We start from the raw sequence: 15,678 nt of genomic DNA on the forward strand, positions 1-15,678 counted from the left end.
CTGCTCTCCCCGCTCAGCCGCCGCGGGCGGGCGCCGCCCGCGGTCCGTGCCCGGCCCCGGGCCGGGGCCGCCGTCGTCCGATACCGCCCAGGGCCTGTCCTCGGCGCCTCGTACGCGCCGCTCGCCGTCATCGCCGTGCTCCCCTTGCCATGTTGCCGCCGCTGAACCGGGCGCGGCCGAACAGGCCGCGCTGCGGGGTGATGCCGGCGCCCACGCCCGCTCTGCCGCGGCCGCGCGGCCGGAACACGCCGCCGCTTCGGCCGCTCCTGCTCCCGCGGTTGCTCCGGCCGCCGCCGAACCCGCCGCCGTAGCCGCTGCCCGCGCTGTCCTCGGCGAGCGGGTCCCGCTCGAAGCGGCGGGCCAGCGCCATCACCAGCGGCACCACGAACGGTGCCAGCAGCAGGTCGTAGAGGGTCGCGGTGAACACCAGCTTGACCAGGCCGACATGGGCGCCGGCGGTGTCGCCGACGAGGCTGCCGACGCCCGCGTACAGCAGCGTGGTGCCGATGGCGGCGGCGATGACCACCATCATCGGGCCGGCGGCGGTGCGCAGCTGGCCGCTGTCGGGCTTGGCGAGGCCGGCCGCGTAGCCGATCACGCACAGCACCAGGGCGTAGCGGCCGACCGCGTGGTCGGCGGGTGGCGCGACGTCGGCGAGCAGGCCGGCGAAGAAGCCGATCAGGCAGCCGCCGACGTGGCCGTAGGTGAGGGCCAGGCCGAGCACGGTGAGCAGCAGCAGGTCGGGGACCGCACCGGGCAGGTGCAGCCGGGCCAGCACGCTGACCTGGGCGACCAGGGCGATCACCACCAGGACGGTGGAGAGCACGATCCGGTTCGGGCGCATGGCGTCAGTCCCCGTTGGTGGAGGTCGAGGTGGGCTTGGTGCCCGGCGGGAGCGCGTTGTCGGTGGTGCCTGAGGTCGGGGTGCCGCCCGAGGTCGGGGTGCCGCCCGGCGAGGCGGAGTCCCCCGGCGACGCGGTGTTCTTCGGTGTGGTCTTCGCGGTGGGCGAGGCGGTCGGCTTGGGCGGCAGCACGCTGTCGCGCGGGTCGGTGCGCGGGCCGACCACGACCACGCCGACCACGTCCAGCTTGGTGAAGCCGACGTAGGGCTGCACCTCGACGGTCTTGGTGAGGTTGCCGCCCGACGGTTCGACGCTGACCACCTTGCCGACCGGTACGCCGGGCACGAACGGCTTGTCCTGCTCCGAGCCGAAGGAGACCACCCGGTCGCCCTTGTGCACGTCGGCCTTGCCGTTGAGCAGCTGGTCGCGCAGCGGCCGGTTGCCCTGGCCGGTGGCGAAGCCGATCTCCTGGCTGCCCTCGAGCCGGGTGCCGACGGTGAAGTCCGGGTCGTTGGCCAGCAGCACCGTCGAGGTGGAGCGGCCCACGGTGGTGACCCGGCCGACGAGCCCGTCGCCGTTGATCACCGTCATGTCCCGCTTGAGGCCGTCGTTGCTGCCGGAGTCGATGGTGATCGTCCAGGAGAAGCCCTGGGCGGCTCCTATCGCGATGACCTGGGCGCCCTTGACGGTGTACTGCCCGGCGCCGGCGACCCGCAGCAGCTTGTCCAGCTCCTGGGCGCGGGCGCGGGTAGTGTCCTTGCTGCCGAGCTGCTGCTTGAGCTGGGTGTTCTCGCGTTCCAGCCGCTTGATGGTGCTGCTGTCGCGGCCGGAGTCGCGTACCGCGTCCACGGCGTTGCCCACCGGGTCGACGACACCGGACACCGCGTTCTCCACCGGCCCGAAGGCGGACTGGGCCACCCGTCGCGGCCGGTCCAGCGGCGAGTTCTCGCCGCCCCGGATGTCGACGGTGATCAGCGCGAGCGCCACGACCACCAGCAGTACCAGCAGCAGCCGGCTCTCCTTTGTGTCCCTCACGGGCGCCAGTCCGTGCCTTCCTCATCGGACCCGCCGCCGCTGGGGCCGCGGCCGGTCGGAGCTACTGTGCCGTTGTGCGCCCGCATCCGGTGCCGCGGTGCCGACGGCGGCCGGGCCGGGTGGGGCGGTTGGTCATCCGCGTCAGGTCCGGTGCGCATCCGGCCCGTGACGGGCCGCGCACCGGCTGACGCGTCGTCATCTGCGGGGAGCGGCGTCGAGGACCTGCTGAAGCGCCTCGAACTCCTCCACGCACTTGCCCGCGCCGAGTGCCACGCAGTCCAGCGGCGCCTCGGCGATGTGGATGGGCATGCCCGTCTCGTGGCGGAGCCGCTCGTCCAGGCCGCGCAGCAGCGCACCGCCGCCGGCCAGCACGATGCCGCGGTCCATGATGTCGCCGGACAGCTCCGGCGGGCACTTGTCGAGCGTGGTCTTCACCGCGTCGACGATCGCGTTCACCGGTTCCTCGATGGCCTTGCGCACCTCGCCCGCGGAGATCACCACGGTCTTGGGCAGGCCGCTGACCAGGTCCCGGCCGCGGATCTCGGTGTGTTCGTCGTCCTTGCTGGCGGCGAACGCGGAGCCGATGGTCAGCTTGATCTGCTCGGCGGTGCGCTCGCCGAGCAGCAGGCTGTACTCCTTCTTGATGTGCTGGATGATCGCGTTGTCCAGCTCGTCGCCGGCCACCCGGATGGACTGGGCGGTGACGATGCCGCCGAGGCTGATCACGGCGACCTCGGTGGTGCCGCCGCCGATGTCCACCACCATGTTGCCGGTGGCCTCGTGCACCGGCAGCCCGGCGCCGATCGCGGCCGCCATCGGCTCCTCGATGATGTGCACGGTACGGGCGCCGGCCTGGGTGGCGGCCTCGATCACCGCGCGGCGCTCCACTCCGGTGATGCCGGACGGCACGCACACCACGACCCGCGGGCGGACCATGTAGCGGCGGCGGTGGATCTTGAGGATGAAGTAGCGCAGCATGCGCTCGGTGATCTCGAAGTCGGCGATGACGCCGTCCTTCAGCGGGCGCACCGCCACGATGTTGCCGGGGGTGCGGCCGATCATCTTCTTCGCCTCGGCGCCGACGGCGAGGATGCCGCCGGTGTTGGTGTTGACCGCGACGACCGACGGCTCGTTCAGGACGATCCCGCGGCCCCTGACGTACACCAGCGTGTTGGCGGTCCCGAGGTCGACAGCCATGTCACGGCCGATGAACGACATGTTGTTCGCCATGTGGATACGTCTGGCCTTCCCGAGCGTGGGCGGAGGTTCCATCGTAGTCGCGCCGGGCTGGGCGCGGCGTCGGGGTTCCGACGCCATTGTCATCAGAACACACAGCGGACCTCAGTAATGGTGACGCCGTGTCGGAGTGTTTGGTTCCGGGCCGGGCGCTTTTACCTGCCGGAACGGTCCGGGAAGAAGAGTTTGATCTCGCGCTCGGCGGACTCCTCGGAATCCGAGGCGTGCACCAGGTTCTCCCGGGTGACGGTGCCGAAATCCCCCCGGATGGAGCCGGGTGCGGCCGTGATCGGGTCGGTGGGGCCGGCCAGCGCGCGGACGCCCTCGACGACCCGCTCGCCCTCGACGATCAGGGCCACCGACGGGCCGGACGACATGAACTCCACGAGCGGCTCGTAGAACGGACGTCCGACGTGCTCGGCGTAGTGCTGCTCCAGGATGCCGCGGTCCAGGGTGCGCAGTTCGAGTGCGTCGATCGACCAGCCGGCCTTGCGCTCGATCCGGCCCAGGATCTCGCCGACCAGGCCGCGGCGAACGGCGTCCGGCTTGAGGAGGACAAGGGTGCGCTGGGACACGGGGCGGCTCCTGACGGGTATGACAAGCGAATGTGACGACGAGCCTACAAGGCATGTGCCGATCGGTTGTCAGGCGGCTTGGGTCGCGTGCCGGGCCTTGATCTCGTCGACCTTGCGCCCGAAGTGGATCGACGCCCACCACAGGGCCGCGAAGATCACGCCGAGCACGAACATCGTACCGACCACGAAGCCGCTGGCGATCAGGCCGATCTGGAGCGCCCAGCCGACCACGACCGCCCACGGCTTGGTGACCACCCCGCACAGCAGCACGCACACCGCCATCGTGATGCCGCACACCGCCCAGACGGTGCCCATCGACAGGTCGGGATGCTTCATCGCGACCAGCCCGGCGAAGCCGACGACGAAGAACTCGCCGATCAGCGTGCTCGAACACAGGGTCCGCATACCCGGGCCCCCTTCCCTTGTTTCCCTGGTTTCCCTTGTTGCCCTTGGGGTTGCCCTCGGAGTCGCCCTTGGGGTCGCCCTCGGGTTTCCGGCAGTTCCTACCTGCGAGCCAGCAGCAGCCGGGCCTGGCCGACCGTGATGACCGAGCCGGTGACCAGCACGCCGGCCCCGGCGTACTCGCCCTCCTCCTCGGCGAGGGTGACCGCCGCCTCCAGCGCGTCGTCCAGGCGCGGTTCGACCTGCACCCGGTCCTCGCCGAACACCTCGACCGCCACCGCCGCCAGCGCGTCGACGTCCATCGCGCGGGTGGTGGAGTTGCGGGTGACCACGATCTCCGCGAAGACCGGCTCGAACGCCTCCAGCAGGCCGCGGACGTCCTTGTCGCCGCTCGGCCCGACCACGCCGACCAGGTGGCTGAAGCCGAACGCCTCGCTGATCGCGGCCGCGGTGACCCGCGCGCCGGCCGGGTTGTGCGCCGCGTCGAGCACCACGGTGGGGCTGCGCCGGACCACCTCCAGCCGGCCGGGCGAGGTGACCGCGGCGAACGCGCCGCGCACGGTGTCCAGGTCCAGGGTGCGCTGGTGCACGCTGCCGATGCCGAAGAACGCCTCCACCGCGGCCAGCGCCAGCGCCGCGTTGTGCGCCTGGTGCTCGCCGTGCAGCGGCAGGAAGATCTGCCCGTACTCGCCGCCGAGGCCGCGCAGCGTCAGCAGCTGGCCGCCGACGGCCACTTCGCGGTGGAGCACGCCGAACTCCTCGCCCTCGCGGGCGACGGTCGCGTCCTGCTCGGCCGAGCGGCGCAGCAGTTCGCGGGCGGCGTCCGGCGGCTGCTGGGCCAGCACCGCGGTGGCGTCCTTCTTGATGATGCCGCCCTTCTCGACGGCGATCTCACCGGGGGTGCCGCCCAGCCGCTCGGTGTGGTCGAGCGAGATCGGGGTGACCACGGCCACGGCGCCGTCCACCACGTTGGTGGCGTCCCAGCTGCCGCCCATGCCGACCTCGACCACGGCGACGTCGACCGGCGCGTCCGCGAACGCGGCGTACGCCATGCCGGTGATCACCTCGAAGAAGGACATCCGGTGCGGCTGGGCGGCGTCGACCATCCCGACGTACGGCTGGATGTCGCGGTAGACGTCGACGAAGCGCTCCGCGGAGATCGGCACGCCGTCCAGGCTGATCCGCTCGGTCATGGACTGCACATGCGGGCTGGTGTAGCGGCCGGTGCGCAGTTCGAAGGCGAGCAGCAGCCGCTCGATCATCCGGGCGGTGGAGGTCTTGCCGTTGGTGCCGGTGATGTGGATCGCCGGGTAGGTGCGCTGCGGCTGGCCGAGGACGTCCATCAGGGCCGCGATCCGGTCCAGGGACGGGTCGAGTTTGGTCTCGGGCCAGCGGCCCAGCAGCTCGTCCTCGACCTCGCGCAGCCGGCGGTCCAGCTCGGGGTCGGCGGGCCGGGCCGGCACGTCGTCCTCCGGGGCGGGCGGGGTGACCTGGGTGCGCAGCGTACGGCTGCCGGCCTCGATGACGGCCAGGTCCGCTTCCCGCGGTCCGCCGCCCTCGCCGTCGTCGTCGCGGTCGTCGTCCGCGCCGAAGCCGTCGTCCGGGAACTCGTCGTCCTGCCCGTACTCACTCACCGTGCTGCTCTTTTCGCTTCTCCGCCCGCTCGGCGCAGAGGTGCGGGTTTCGTTGCCGGCCGCAGCCCGGCTGCCTCGCGTGCGTCGCTCACCGGCTCAGTCTACGGAACAGGCCCGGGCTGTCCGGCCCGGGCCTGTCCGTGCCCCTGCGGGGCGGGTGCCTACGCCGCCGGGAGGGCGGCGAGCTGCGCGGTGATGCGGGCGATGTCCTCGTCGGCGGCGGCGAGCCGGGTGCGGATGCCCTGGATCACCTTCTCCGGTGCCTTGCCGAGGAACGCCTCGTTGCCGAGCTTCCGCTCCGCCTGCTGCTTCTCCTTCTCCGCGGCGGCGAGGTCCTTGGTGAGCCGCTTGCGCTCCGCGGCCACGTCGATCGCCCCGGACAGGTCGAGGGCGACCCGGGCGGCGCCGACCGGCAGGGTGGCGGTGGCGTGGAAGCCGTCGCCGGCCGGCTGGAGCCGCAGGAGCTGCCGGATGGCGTCCTCGTGCGGCGCCAGCAGGGTGCCGGTCAGGGACAGCTCGGCCGGGACCTTCTGGCCGGGCTGGAGCCCCTGGTCGCTGCGGAACCGGCGGACCTCGGTGACCAGGCGCTGCACCTCGGCGATCTCCGCCTCGGCGGCCGTGTCCCGGAAGCCGCTGTCGGCCGGCCAGGCCGCGGTGACCACGGTCTCCTGGCCGGTCAGCGTGGTCCACAGGGTCTCGGTGACGAACGGCACGATCGGGTGCAGCAGCCGCAGTGTGACGTCCAGGACCTCGCCGAGCACCCGGCCGGAGACCCGGGCCGGGTCGCCGCCCTTGAGGAAGGTGGTCTTGGACAGCTCGACGTACCAGTCGAAGACCTCGTCCCACGCGAAGTGGTAGAGGGCGTCGGAGAGCTTCGCGAACTGGTAGTCGTCGTAGAGCGCGTCGATCTCGGCGACGACCGTGTTGAGCCGGGAGAGCACCCAGCGGTCGGCCGCGGACATCTCCTCGGGCGCCGGCAGCGGCCCGGTCACCGTGGCGCCGTTCATCAGCGCGAAGCGGGTGGCGTTCCAGATCTTGTTGGCGAAGTTCCGCGACGCCTGGACCCAGTCCTCGCCGATCGGCACGTCGGCGCCGGGGTTGGCGCCGCGGGCGAGGGTGAAGCGGACGGCGTCCGAGCCGTAGGCGTCCATCCAGGTCAGCGGGTCGACCACGTTGCCGAAGGACTTGGACATCTTCTTGCCGTGCTCATCACGCACCAGGCCGGTCAGCGCGATGGTGTGGAACGGCGGGGTGCCGTCCATCGCGTACAGGCCGAACATCATCATCCGGGCGACCCAGAAGAAGATGATGTCGTGGCCGGTGAGCAGCACGTCGGTCGGGTAGAACTTCGCCAGGTCCGGGGTCTGCTCGGGCCAGCCCAGGGTGGAGAAGGGCCACAGCGCGGAGGAGAACCAGGTGTCCAGGACGTCGCTGTCCTGGGTCCAGCCCTCGCCGGATGGGGGCTGCTCGTCGGGACCGACGCAGACCTGCTCGCCGTTCGGCCCGTACCAGACCGGGATGCGGTGGCCCCACCACAGCTGGCGCGAGATGCACCAGTCGTGCATGTTGTCGACCCAGTCGAAGTACCGCTTCTCCATGTCGGCGGGGTGGATCTTCACCCGGCCGTCGCGCACGGCGTCGCCCGCCGCGCGGGCCAGCGGCTCGACCCGGACCCACCACTGGAGCGACAGGCGCGGCTCGACCGTGGTCTTGCAGCGGGAGCAGTGGCCGACGGAGTGGACGTACGGCCGCTTCTCGGCGACGACCCGGCCCTGCTCGCGCAGCGCCTCGACGATCGCCGAGCGGGCCTCGAAGCGGTCCAGGCCCTGGAACGGGCCGGGCACGGTGATGACGGCCCGCTCGTCCATGATCGTCAGGGACTCCAGCGAGTGCCGCCGGCCGATCGCGAAGTCGTTCGGGTCGTGGGCCGGGGTGACCTTGACCGCGCCGGTGCCGAACTCCGGGTCCACATGGGCGTCGGCGACGACGGGGATGGTCCGGTCGGTGAGGGGCAGCTTGATCCGGCGGCCGATGAGGTGGGCGTACCGCGCGTCGTCGGGGTGGACGGCGACGGCGGTGTCGCCGAGCATCGTCTCGACCCGGGTGGTGGCGACCACGACGCTGTCCTCGCCGTCGCCGTACCGCAGCGAGACCAGCTCGCCGTCGTCGTCCTGGTAGTCGACCTCGATGTCGGAGATGGCGGTCATGCACCGCGGGCACCAGTTGATGATGCGCTCGGCGCGGTAGATCAGCTCGTCGTCGTAGAGCTTCTTGAAGATGGTCTGGACGGCCTGGGAGAGGCCCTCGTCCATGGTGAAGCGCTCACGGGACCAGTCGACGCCGTCGCCGAGGCGGCGCATCTGGCCGAGGATGCGGCCGCCGTACTCCTCCTTCCAGCGCCAGGTGCGGGCGACGAACTCCTCGCGGCCCACGTCGTGCCGCGACTTGCCCTCCTCGGCGAGCTGCTGCTCGACCCTGTTCTGGGTGGCGATGCCCGCGTGGTCCATGCCGGGCAGCCACAGCGCCTCGAAGCCCTGCATGCGCTTGCGGCGGGTGAGGGCGTCCATCAGCGTGTGCTGGAAGGCATGGCCGAGGTGGAGGCTGCCCGTGACGTTCGGCGGGGGGATGACGATGGTGTACGGCGGCTTGTCGCTCTTCGTGTCGGCTTCGAAGTAACCCCGCTCTACCCAGCGCTCATACAGCTCCCCCTCTACCTCGGCCGGCGTGTACTGGGTCGGCAGTTCAGGGGTGCTGCTGATCGGCCCGCTGTCGGGGCGCTGAGTGTTGTCGGTCACGGTCCCGATTCTAGTGGCCCGGTGCGCCGGGTCCCGACGGGTTATCCACAGGGCGGGTTGCCCGCCGTACCGGACCTCCGCGGGGCTGTGACAAAGCGGTTGCCCGTCTGATGCCGGGGGGTGGCGCGGCTGGGGCAGGATGGCGCCTGGTCAGCCCCCGGATTTCGGAAGCGAACATGTCATCCGGGAGGATGAGCGGACTCGTTAACGGAGGGGACGATCCCATGAGCTACAACCAGCCGCCGCCGAACCCGTACGGCAACCAACCCCAGGGTGGCGGCTACGGCCAACCGCAGCCCGGCCCGCCGCCGGGCGGCTACGGCCAGCCGCAGCAGGGCTACGGCTACGGCTACCCGCAGCAGGCCCCGCCGCCCGCGCCGCCGTACGGCGGGCAGCCGGCCTACGGTCAGCAGCCGCCGCCCGGTTACGGCCAGCAGCCGCCCTACGGCCAGGTGCCGCAGCAGGGTTACGGGTACCCGCAGCCGCCGCAGCAGGGCGGCAACGGCAAGCGCACCGGCATCATCGTGGGCGTCGTGGTCGCGCTGGCCGTGATCGGCGGGGGGATCTTCTTCGCCACCAAGGGCGGGAGCAGCAGCGGGGGTTCGTCGTCGCTGCACAACGACGGGAAGAAGTACACGCTCACCACGCCGGACACGGTGGCGGGCGACTACACCAAGGGCGACTCCTCCGACAGCGACGGCGGCTTCGACGACGAGGACCTGACCAAGATCAAGGCACTCGGGGTCAGCAACCCGACGCAGGTCAACGCCAGCTACACCGAGGGCAGTTCGGCGCTGACCGCCAAGATGCTGGAGTTCGCGGGCGTCTACGGCACGGTCAAGGACCCGGGCAAGGTCGTCGACGGCATGTTCGCCATGCTCAAGCAGGGCACGGAGGAGGACAAGAAGCAGGGCACCACCGTCGAGACCTCCGGCAGCCCGCAGTCCGTCAAGCCGGCCGGCATGAAGAGCGATGCGGTCATGAAGTGCCAGACCATCAAGGAGAGCGGCCAGGAGTCCGGCCAGACCTTCACGCTCAACACGACGGTCTGCGTGTGGGCGGACTACAGCACGGTGGCCTACGTCATCCCGCTCGACGAGTCCCAGCTCGTCTCCGGCGGCGGCAGCGCCCCCTCCATCGCCGACGCGGGCGCCCTGACCTCCAAGGTCCGCAACGACGTGGAGGTGGAGGCGAGTTAGCCTCCCCGACGCTCTGAAGGGGGCGCCCGGTCCGGGTCGGATCGGGCGCCCCCTCCTGCTATCCGGGAGGATGAGCGGACTCACCAACGAAGGGGGACCCCACTCATGAGCCAGGACCAGCAAGCGGCGCAGCCCGGACGGCGGGGCGGCGTCGTCATCGGCGGCGTGGTGGCGGCGGTCGTGGTGGTCGCGGCCGGCGTCGGCGTCTTCGTCGCGCACCACGGCAGCAGCGGCTCGTCCGGGCTGCACGACGACGGCAAGAAGTACGTCCTCACCACCCCGGAGACCGTCGCCGGCGGCTACACGAAGACCTCGGTGGGCAGCCCCGTGGCCAGGCTCGACCAGGCGGGGACCGCCAAGCTGGCGGCGCTCGGCGTCACCGAGCCCACGAGCACCAGTCAGATGTACGTGAAGGGCAACGTCGCCGACGGCGTCTACCTGAACTTCAGCGGTGTCTCCGGCACGGTCGCGGACCCCGCCAAGGCACTGGACGGCGCGTTCGCCCTGCTGGAGGACGGCGGCAGGCCGGACAGGAGCGGCACCACGCTCAAGGCCGCCACCGCCGGCGGACCGCAGTCGGTGCACCCGGCCGGCATGGCGCCCGACGCGCTCATGAAGTGCCAGAAGTTCGTCGAGACCGCCTCGCAGGACAACCAGAAGGTCCCGACGAAGACCACGGTCTGCGTCTGGGCCGACTACAGCACCCTGGCCTACCTGTTCCCGCTCGACCCCACGGCCACCCTGAACGGCACCGAGACCGCGTCCGTCGCCGACGCCGCCGCGCTGACCGCCAAGGTGCGCAAGGACGTCGAGGTGGCAGCCTCCTAGCGCACGCAAAGGGGGCGCCCGGTCCGCGACGGACCGGGCGCCCCCTTTGCGTTGCTGCCGGGAGGGTTACGCGCTCTTCTGCTCGCCCTGACCGGAGATGCGCGGGTCGCGCGGCACCAGGGTCGGGTTGACGTTGGAGTGCACGACCTCGGCGGTGATGACGACCCGGGCGACGTCCTGGCGGGACGGCACTTCGTACATCACCGACATCAGGACCTCCTCCATGATGGCGCGCAGGCCACGGGCGCCGGTCTGCCGCAGGATCGCCTGGTCGGCGATGGCCTCCAGCGCGCCGCGCTCGAACTCCAGCTCCACACCGTCGAGTTCGAAGAGCTTCTGATACTGCTTGACCAGCGCGTTGCGCGGCTCGACAAGGATCTGGAGCAGCGCCTCGCGGTCGAGGTTGTGCACGTTGGTGATCACCGGCAGCCGGCCGATGAACTCGGGGATCATGCCGAACTTCACCAGGTCCTCGGGCATGATCTCGGAGAACTGGTCGGCCATGTTCAGCTCGCGCTTGGAGCGGATGGTCGCGCCGAACCCGATGCCCTTGGCGCCCGCCCGCGCCTCGATGATCTTCTCCAGACCGGCGAAGGCGCCGCCCACGATGAACAGCACGTTCGTGGTGTCGATCTGGATGAACTCCTGGTGCGGGTGCTTGCGGCCGCCCTGCGGCGGCACGGAGGCGGTGGTGCCCTCCAGGATCTTCAGCAGCGCCTGCTGGACGCCCTCGCCGGAGACGTCGCGGGTGATCGACGGGTTCTCGCTCTTGCGGGCGACCTTGTCGATCTCGTCGATGTAGATGATGCCGGTCTCGGCCTTCTTGACGTCGTAGTCAGCGGCCTGGATCAGCTTCAGCAGGATGTTCTCGACGTCCTCGCCGACATAGCCGGCCTCGGTGAGCGCGGTGGCGTCGGCGATGGCGAACGGCACGTTCAGCATGCGGGCCAGGGTCTGCGCCAGCAGCGTCTTGCCGGAGCCGGTCGGGCCCAGCAGCAGGATGTTGGACTTCGCCAGCTCGATGGCGTCGTCATGGCCCGGGCGGCCGCTCTCGCCGGCCTGGACCCGCTTGTAGTGGTTGTACACCGCGACGGAGAGCGCCTTCTTGGCCGGCGCCTGCCCGACCACGTAGCTCTCCAGGAACTCGTAGATCTCCCGCGGCTTGGGCAGGTCCTCCCAGCGGACCTCGGAGGACTCGGCGAGCTCCTCCTCGATGATCTCGTTGCAGAGGTCGATGCACTCGTCGCAGATGTACACACCGGGACCTGCGATGAGCTTCTTCACCTGCTTCTGGCTCTTTCCGCAGAACGAGCACTTCAGCAGGTCTCCGCCGTCACCGATGCGTGCCACGAGGTCTTTCCCCTTCGCCTGGGCTCCGCCGACCTTCAACGGAACCTGGTGCTTCTCTCATCGACGGTACCTTGCCGCGCCCCCCGTGTGGGCCCCCCTTGGGCGTACTCGCGTTCCGAGTACGGTCCGGGGCGCGCACGGAGGGCGCAGCTTACCCGTCCTTCAGACGCCCACGGACGTCTTGCGGGTGGACACGATCTGGTCGACCAGTCCATAGGCCAGCGACTCCTCAGCGGTGAGGATCTTGTCGCGCTCGATGTCGTCGCGGATCTGCTCGATCGGCGTGGTGGAGTGCTTGGCGAGCATCTCCTCGAGCTGCTGGCGCATCCGGATGATCTCGTTGGCCGCGATCTCCAGGTCGGAGACCTGGCCCCGGCCGGTCTCGCTGTAGGGCTGGTGGATGAGCACCCGCGCGTTCGGCAGCGCCATCCGCTTGCCGGGGCTGCCGGCCGCGAGCAGCACGGCCGCCGCGGAGGCCGCCTGGCCCATGCAGACCGTCTGGATGTCGGGCTTGACGAACTGCATCGTGTCGTAGATCGCCGTCAGCGCGGTGAACGAGCCGCCGGGGCTGTTGATGTAGACCGAGATGTCCCGGTCGGGGTCCATCGACTCCAGGCACAGCAGCTGCGCCATGACGTCGTTTGCGGAGGCGTCGTCGATCTGCACGCCGAGGAAGATCACGCGCTCCTCGAAGAGCTTCGCGTACGGGTCGTACTCGCGCACGCCCTGCGAGGTGCGCTCGACGAAGCGCGGGATCACGTAGCGGGCCTCGGCGCCGAACAGGCCGGGCCGTTCGGCAGCGGTGCGCTCGTAGAGGCCGCTGCCGGGGAAGTTCAAGGGGTTCACGTCCACCGTCTCCAGGTGATGAGGTGCGTCGATGTCGGGGGCGGGGGCCTTCAGGAGGCGGGCGCGGCGCCGGTGCCGCCACCCCCGGGGACGTGGGCGGCCGACAGCATCACGCCGTCCACCAGGCCGTACTCCCGGGCTTCCTCGGCGGAGAACCAGCGGTCGCGGTCGGAGTCCTTGGTGATCTGCTCGAAGCTCTGGCCGGAGTGCTCGGCGATCAGCTCGGCCATCCGGCGCTTGGTGTGCAGCAGCTGCTCGGCCTGGATCTTGATGTCGGTGGCGGAGCCGCCGAGGCCCGCGGAGGGCTGGTGCATCAGGATGCGGGTGTTCGGCAGCGCGAAGCGCTTGCCCGGGGTGCCCGCGGTGAGCAGGAACTGGCCCATCGAGGCGGCCATGCCCATGGCGATGGTGACCACGTCGTTCTTGATGAACTGCATCGTGTCGTAGATCGCCATGCCGGCGGTCACGGAGCCGCCGGGGCTGTTGATGTAGAGGTAGATGTCCTTGTCGGGCTCGGCCGCAAGGAGCAGGAGCTGTGCGGTGATGCGGTTGGCGATGTCGTCGTCGACGGCCTGGCCGAGGAAGATGATGCGCTCGCCGAGCAGTCGGTTGTAGACCTGGTCGCCGAGACCGCCGGGGCTCGGCTCGCCGGCGGCAGTAGGCATCGTAGTCGTCACGTATCCACCTGCTCGTTGTCGGACGGTCGGAGCGACCGTCACGGTCTTCGTCCGGGTCGGGGGCGGCCGCTGACCCTCGCCGCACCCCTGCCCTCCTACTTGTGGACCCTAACGCGCAGGTGGGGCCCAGCAATCCCCTACGCGGGACTGTTCGCTGTGAGCGCATGCGGCCCGCCGCGGGTTTGGAACGTGCCGGGGCGCCGGACCGCAGGTCCGAAAAGGGGCGCGGGGAACCGTGCGACCAGCGCACCGCCGCGGCGGGCCGGGCCCGCAGGCCCAGCCCCCGCAGCGGTGTTCCCGACCACCGGCCGGTGGCGGGTCGGTCGCGCGGTTCCCCGCGCCCCTGACGGGCGAACGCCGTCCGCAGCGGTCCCCCGGCGTCAGGCCTTGTCGGCCTCGGCCTCGGCGGGCTCCTCGGCGGTCTCAGCCTCGTCGGTGGCCTCGGCGTCGGTGGCCTCGGCACCGTCGGTGGCCTCGGCGGTCTCCTCGTCCTCGTCCTCGTCGGACAGGTCGACGACCTCACCGTTGGTGTCGGTGACCTTCACGGCCTCGACGACGACGGCCAGCGCCTTGCCGCGGGCCACCTCGCCGACCAGCAGCTGGACCTGGTTGCCCTCGACGACGGCCTGGGCGAACTGCTCCGGCGACATGCCCGAGGACTGCGCGCGGCGCATGAGGTGCTCGGTCAGCTCCTCCTGGTTGACCGACAGCTTCTCGGTCTTGACCAGCTCGTCCAGGATGAACTGGGTCTTGATGCCCTTGACTGCCTGCTCGGAGACCTCGGCGTCGTACTCCTCGCGGGTCTTGCCCTCGCGCTCCAGGTACGTGTCCCAGGTCAGGCCCAGCGCCGGGAACTGGTGGTGCTCCAGGTTGTGGGTGCGGGTCTCGATCTCGCTGGCGAGCAGCTTCTCCGGGATCGGCACCTCGGTCAGCTCGATGAGCGCGTCCAGCACCTTCTCCTGGGCCTGGGTGGCCTGGTCGTAGGTCTTGATCCGCTCCAGGCGCTTGCGGGAGTCGGCCCGCAGCTCCTCCAGGGTGTCGAACTCCGAGGCGAGCTGCGCGAACTCGTCGTCCAGCTCGGGCAGTTCGCGGGCCTGGACGTCGGTGACGTCGACCTTGACCTCGGCCTCCTGGCCGGCGCCGGTGCCGCCGCTCAGCGAGGAGGTGAAGGTGGCGCTGCCGCCCTTCTCCAGGCCGGTGACGGCCTCGTCGATGCCGTCGAGGAGTTGGCCGGAGCCGATCGTGTAGCTGACGCCGCTGGCGACGCCGTCCTCGAGGACCTTGCCGTCGATCGACGCCTGGAGGTCGACCACGACGACGTCGCCGTCGGCGGCGGCGCGCTCCACCGGGGTGGTGGTCGCGAAGCGGTCGCGCAGCTGCTCCAGCGAGGTGTCGACGTCCTCCTCGGGCACCTCGACGGCGTCCACGGTGACCTCGATACCGGAGTAGTCCGGGATCTCGATGGTCGGGCGGATCTCCACCTCGGCGGTGAACTTCAGCTCGTCGCCGTCGTTGAACTCGGTGATGTCGACGTCGGGCTGGCCGAGCACGTTGTCGGCGAGTTCACCCTCGGTGACCGCCTCCGTGTAGAACTTCGGCAGCGCCTCATTGATGGCCTCTTCGAGGACCGCGCCACGGCCGAACCGCTGGTCGATGACGCGCGCAGGGATCTTGCCCTTGCGGAAGCCCGGCACCGTGACCTGCTGGTTGATCTTCTTGTACGCCGCGTCGAGGCTGGGCTTGAGCTCCTCGAAGGGCACCTCGACAGTGAGTCGAACCCGGGTCGGGTTCAGAGTCTCGACGGCGCTCTTCACGGTTGGGTCTCCTTGGGGGCTTTACGTTGGTGGGGGCCACTCTCTTGCGCGCGGTCGGGGCCGCGCGCGGGGTCGCCGACCGCCCATCCTACCGGTACCGCCAAACGCGCCGGACGGGGTCGACGCGAACCGTCGTACGTTCCGGACGCCGCGCCCCGCCCGGCGGGCAAGTGGCGGGCAACTGCTGGTCGGGGTGGCCGGATTCGAACCGACGGCCTTCCGCTCCCAAAGCGGACGCGCTACCAAGCTGCGCCACACCCCGCTGGTGCGACACGTAGAGTACATGGCCCCGTACACCCCGGCAGCCCGATTCCGCGCGCGGCGGCGATGCCGGTTCGACCGGACGCCGTGCGGTGTGCCAGAATCCGAGGTGCCGGGGTCTGCGGTCCTGGCAGTGCGGGCGTAGCTCAATGGTAGAGCCCTAGTCTTCCAAACTAGCTACGCG

13 protein-coding genes and 1 tRNA gene are annotated in these 15,678 nt (G+C 70.7%); 2 read left to right on the top strand and 12 right to left on the bottom strand.

Annotation, left to right across the window (positions count from 1 at the left end):
- Positions 1 to 127: 127 nt before the first annotated feature.
- The 7 genes from mreD to WA788_RS28735 form a co-directional block, all read right to left on the bottom strand.
- Positions 128 to 844 (bottom strand): rod shape-determining protein MreD, encoded by a 717-nt coding sequence (mreD, locus tag WA788_RS28705; RefSeq protein WP_335982150.1) that lies wholly within the window; start codon positions 842 to 844, stop codon positions 128 to 130.
- A 4-nt stretch (positions 845 to 848) separates the two neighbouring features.
- A complete protein-coding gene (gene mreC, locus WA788_RS28710; RefSeq protein WP_335982152.1) occupies positions 849 to 1,877 on the bottom strand; it encodes a rod shape-determining protein MreC in 1,029 nt (342 codons plus the stop codon).
- A 195-nt stretch (positions 1,878 to 2,072) separates the two neighbouring features.
- On the bottom strand, positions 2,073 to 3,095 hold the full coding sequence (locus WA788_RS28715; RefSeq protein WP_335982179.1) for a rod shape-determining protein: 1,023 nt from the start codon (positions 3,093 to 3,095) through the stop codon (positions 2,073 to 2,075).
- Positions 3,096 to 3,268: 173 nt separating this feature from the next.
- On the bottom strand, positions 3,269 to 3,688 hold the full coding sequence (gene ndk / locus WA788_RS28720) for a nucleoside-diphosphate kinase (RefSeq protein WP_335982153.1): 420 nt from the start codon (positions 3,686 to 3,688) through the stop codon (positions 3,269 to 3,271).
- A 69-nt stretch (positions 3,689 to 3,757) separates the two neighbouring features.
- Complete coding sequence (locus WA788_RS28725; protein WP_335982154.1) at positions 3,758 to 4,093, bottom strand: DUF4233 domain-containing protein; 336 nt, start codon at positions 4,091 to 4,093, stop codon at positions 3,758 to 3,760.
- Between the two features lie 98 nt (positions 4,094 to 4,191).
- Entirely contained in the window at positions 4,192 to 5,724 is a 1,533-nt protein-coding gene (gene folC, locus WA788_RS28730; RefSeq protein ID WP_335982156.1) for a bifunctional tetrahydrofolate synthase/dihydrofolate synthase, read from the bottom strand.
- Positions 5,725 to 5,885: 161 nt separating this feature from the next.
- Positions 5,886 to 8,519 carry a valine--tRNA ligase gene (locus tag WA788_RS28735; RefSeq protein ID WP_335982159.1) on the bottom strand — a complete coding sequence of 878 codons (2,634 nt, stop codon included), beginning with the start codon at positions 8,517 to 8,519 and terminating at the stop codon, positions 5,886 to 5,888.
- Between the two features lie 224 nt (positions 8,520 to 8,743).
- Between WA788_RS28735 and WA788_RS28740 the strand changes: the two genes are divergently transcribed.
- Both WA788_RS28740 and WA788_RS28745 read left to right on the top strand, forming a co-directional pair.
- Positions 8,744 to 9,718, top strand: coding sequence for a hypothetical protein (locus tag WA788_RS28740; protein WP_335982161.1), 975 nt, complete (start codon positions 8,744 to 8,746; stop codon positions 9,716 to 9,718).
- Positions 9,719 to 9,823: 105 nt separating this feature from the next.
- On the top strand, positions 9,824 to 10,546 hold the full coding sequence (locus tag WA788_RS28745) for a hypothetical protein (protein WP_335982163.1): 723 nt from the start codon (positions 9,824 to 9,826) through the stop codon (positions 10,544 to 10,546).
- A gap of 66 nt (positions 10,547 to 10,612) precedes the next feature.
- Here the strand turns inward: WA788_RS28745 and clpX are convergent, their stop codons facing one another.
- From clpX to WA788_RS28770, 5 genes are all read right to left on the bottom strand, one after another.
- The gene (gene clpX, locus WA788_RS28750; protein WP_335982165.1) at positions 10,613 to 11,896 is read right to left on the bottom strand and encodes an ATP-dependent Clp protease ATP-binding subunit ClpX; all 1,284 of its coding nucleotides are present in this window, start codon (positions 11,894 to 11,896) and stop codon (positions 10,613 to 10,615) included.
- Between the two features lie 162 nt (positions 11,897 to 12,058).
- Entirely contained in the window at positions 12,059 to 12,742 is a 684-nt protein-coding gene (locus tag WA788_RS28755; RefSeq protein WP_407642914.1) for an ATP-dependent Clp protease proteolytic subunit, read from the bottom strand.
- 50 nt (positions 12,743 to 12,792) lie between these two features.
- Positions 12,793 to 13,407, bottom strand: a complete 615-nt coding sequence (locus WA788_RS28760) for an ATP-dependent Clp protease proteolytic subunit (RefSeq protein ID WP_335982181.1) — start codon at positions 13,405 to 13,407, stop codon at positions 12,793 to 12,795.
- 392 nt (positions 13,408 to 13,799) lie between these two features.
- On the bottom strand, positions 13,800 to 15,233 hold the full coding sequence (tig, locus tag WA788_RS28765; RefSeq protein WP_335982167.1) for a trigger factor: 1,434 nt from the start codon (positions 15,231 to 15,233) through the stop codon (positions 13,800 to 13,802).
- Positions 15,234 to 15,418: 185 nt separating this feature from the next.
- A tRNA-Pro gene (locus tag WA788_RS28770) sits at positions 15,419 to 15,495 on the bottom strand.
- Between the last annotated feature and the right edge of the window lie 183 nt (positions 15,496 to 15,678).

Source organism: Streptomyces sp. CA2R106 (assembly GCF_037034245.1).
In the GTDB taxonomy this organism is placed as follows: domain Bacteria; phylum Actinomycetota; class Actinomycetes; order Streptomycetales; family Streptomycetaceae; genus Actinacidiphila.

Coding starts and splice junctions, on each gene's coding strand:
- mreD (WP_335982150.1), bottom strand. CDS start 844: ATGCGCCCGAACCGGATCGTGCTCTCCACCGTCCTGGTGGTGATCGCC.
- WA788_RS28715 (WP_335982179.1), bottom strand. CDS start 3,095: ATGTCGTTCATCGGCCGTGACATGGCTGTCGACCTCGGGACCGCCAAC.
- WA788_RS28725 (WP_335982154.1), bottom strand. CDS start 4,093: ATGCGGACCCTGTGTTCGAGCACGCTGATCGGCGAGTTCTTCGTCGTC.
- WA788_RS28740 (WP_335982161.1), top strand. CDS start 8,744: ATGAGCTACAACCAGCCGCCGCCGAACCCGTACGGCAACCAACCCCAG.
- WA788_RS28745 (WP_335982163.1), top strand. CDS start 9,824: ATGAGCCAGGACCAGCAAGCGGCGCAGCCCGGACGGCGGGGCGGCGTC.
- WA788_RS28760 (WP_335982181.1), bottom strand. CDS start 13,407: ATGCCTACTGCCGCCGGCGAGCCGAGCCCCGGCGGTCTCGGCGACCAG.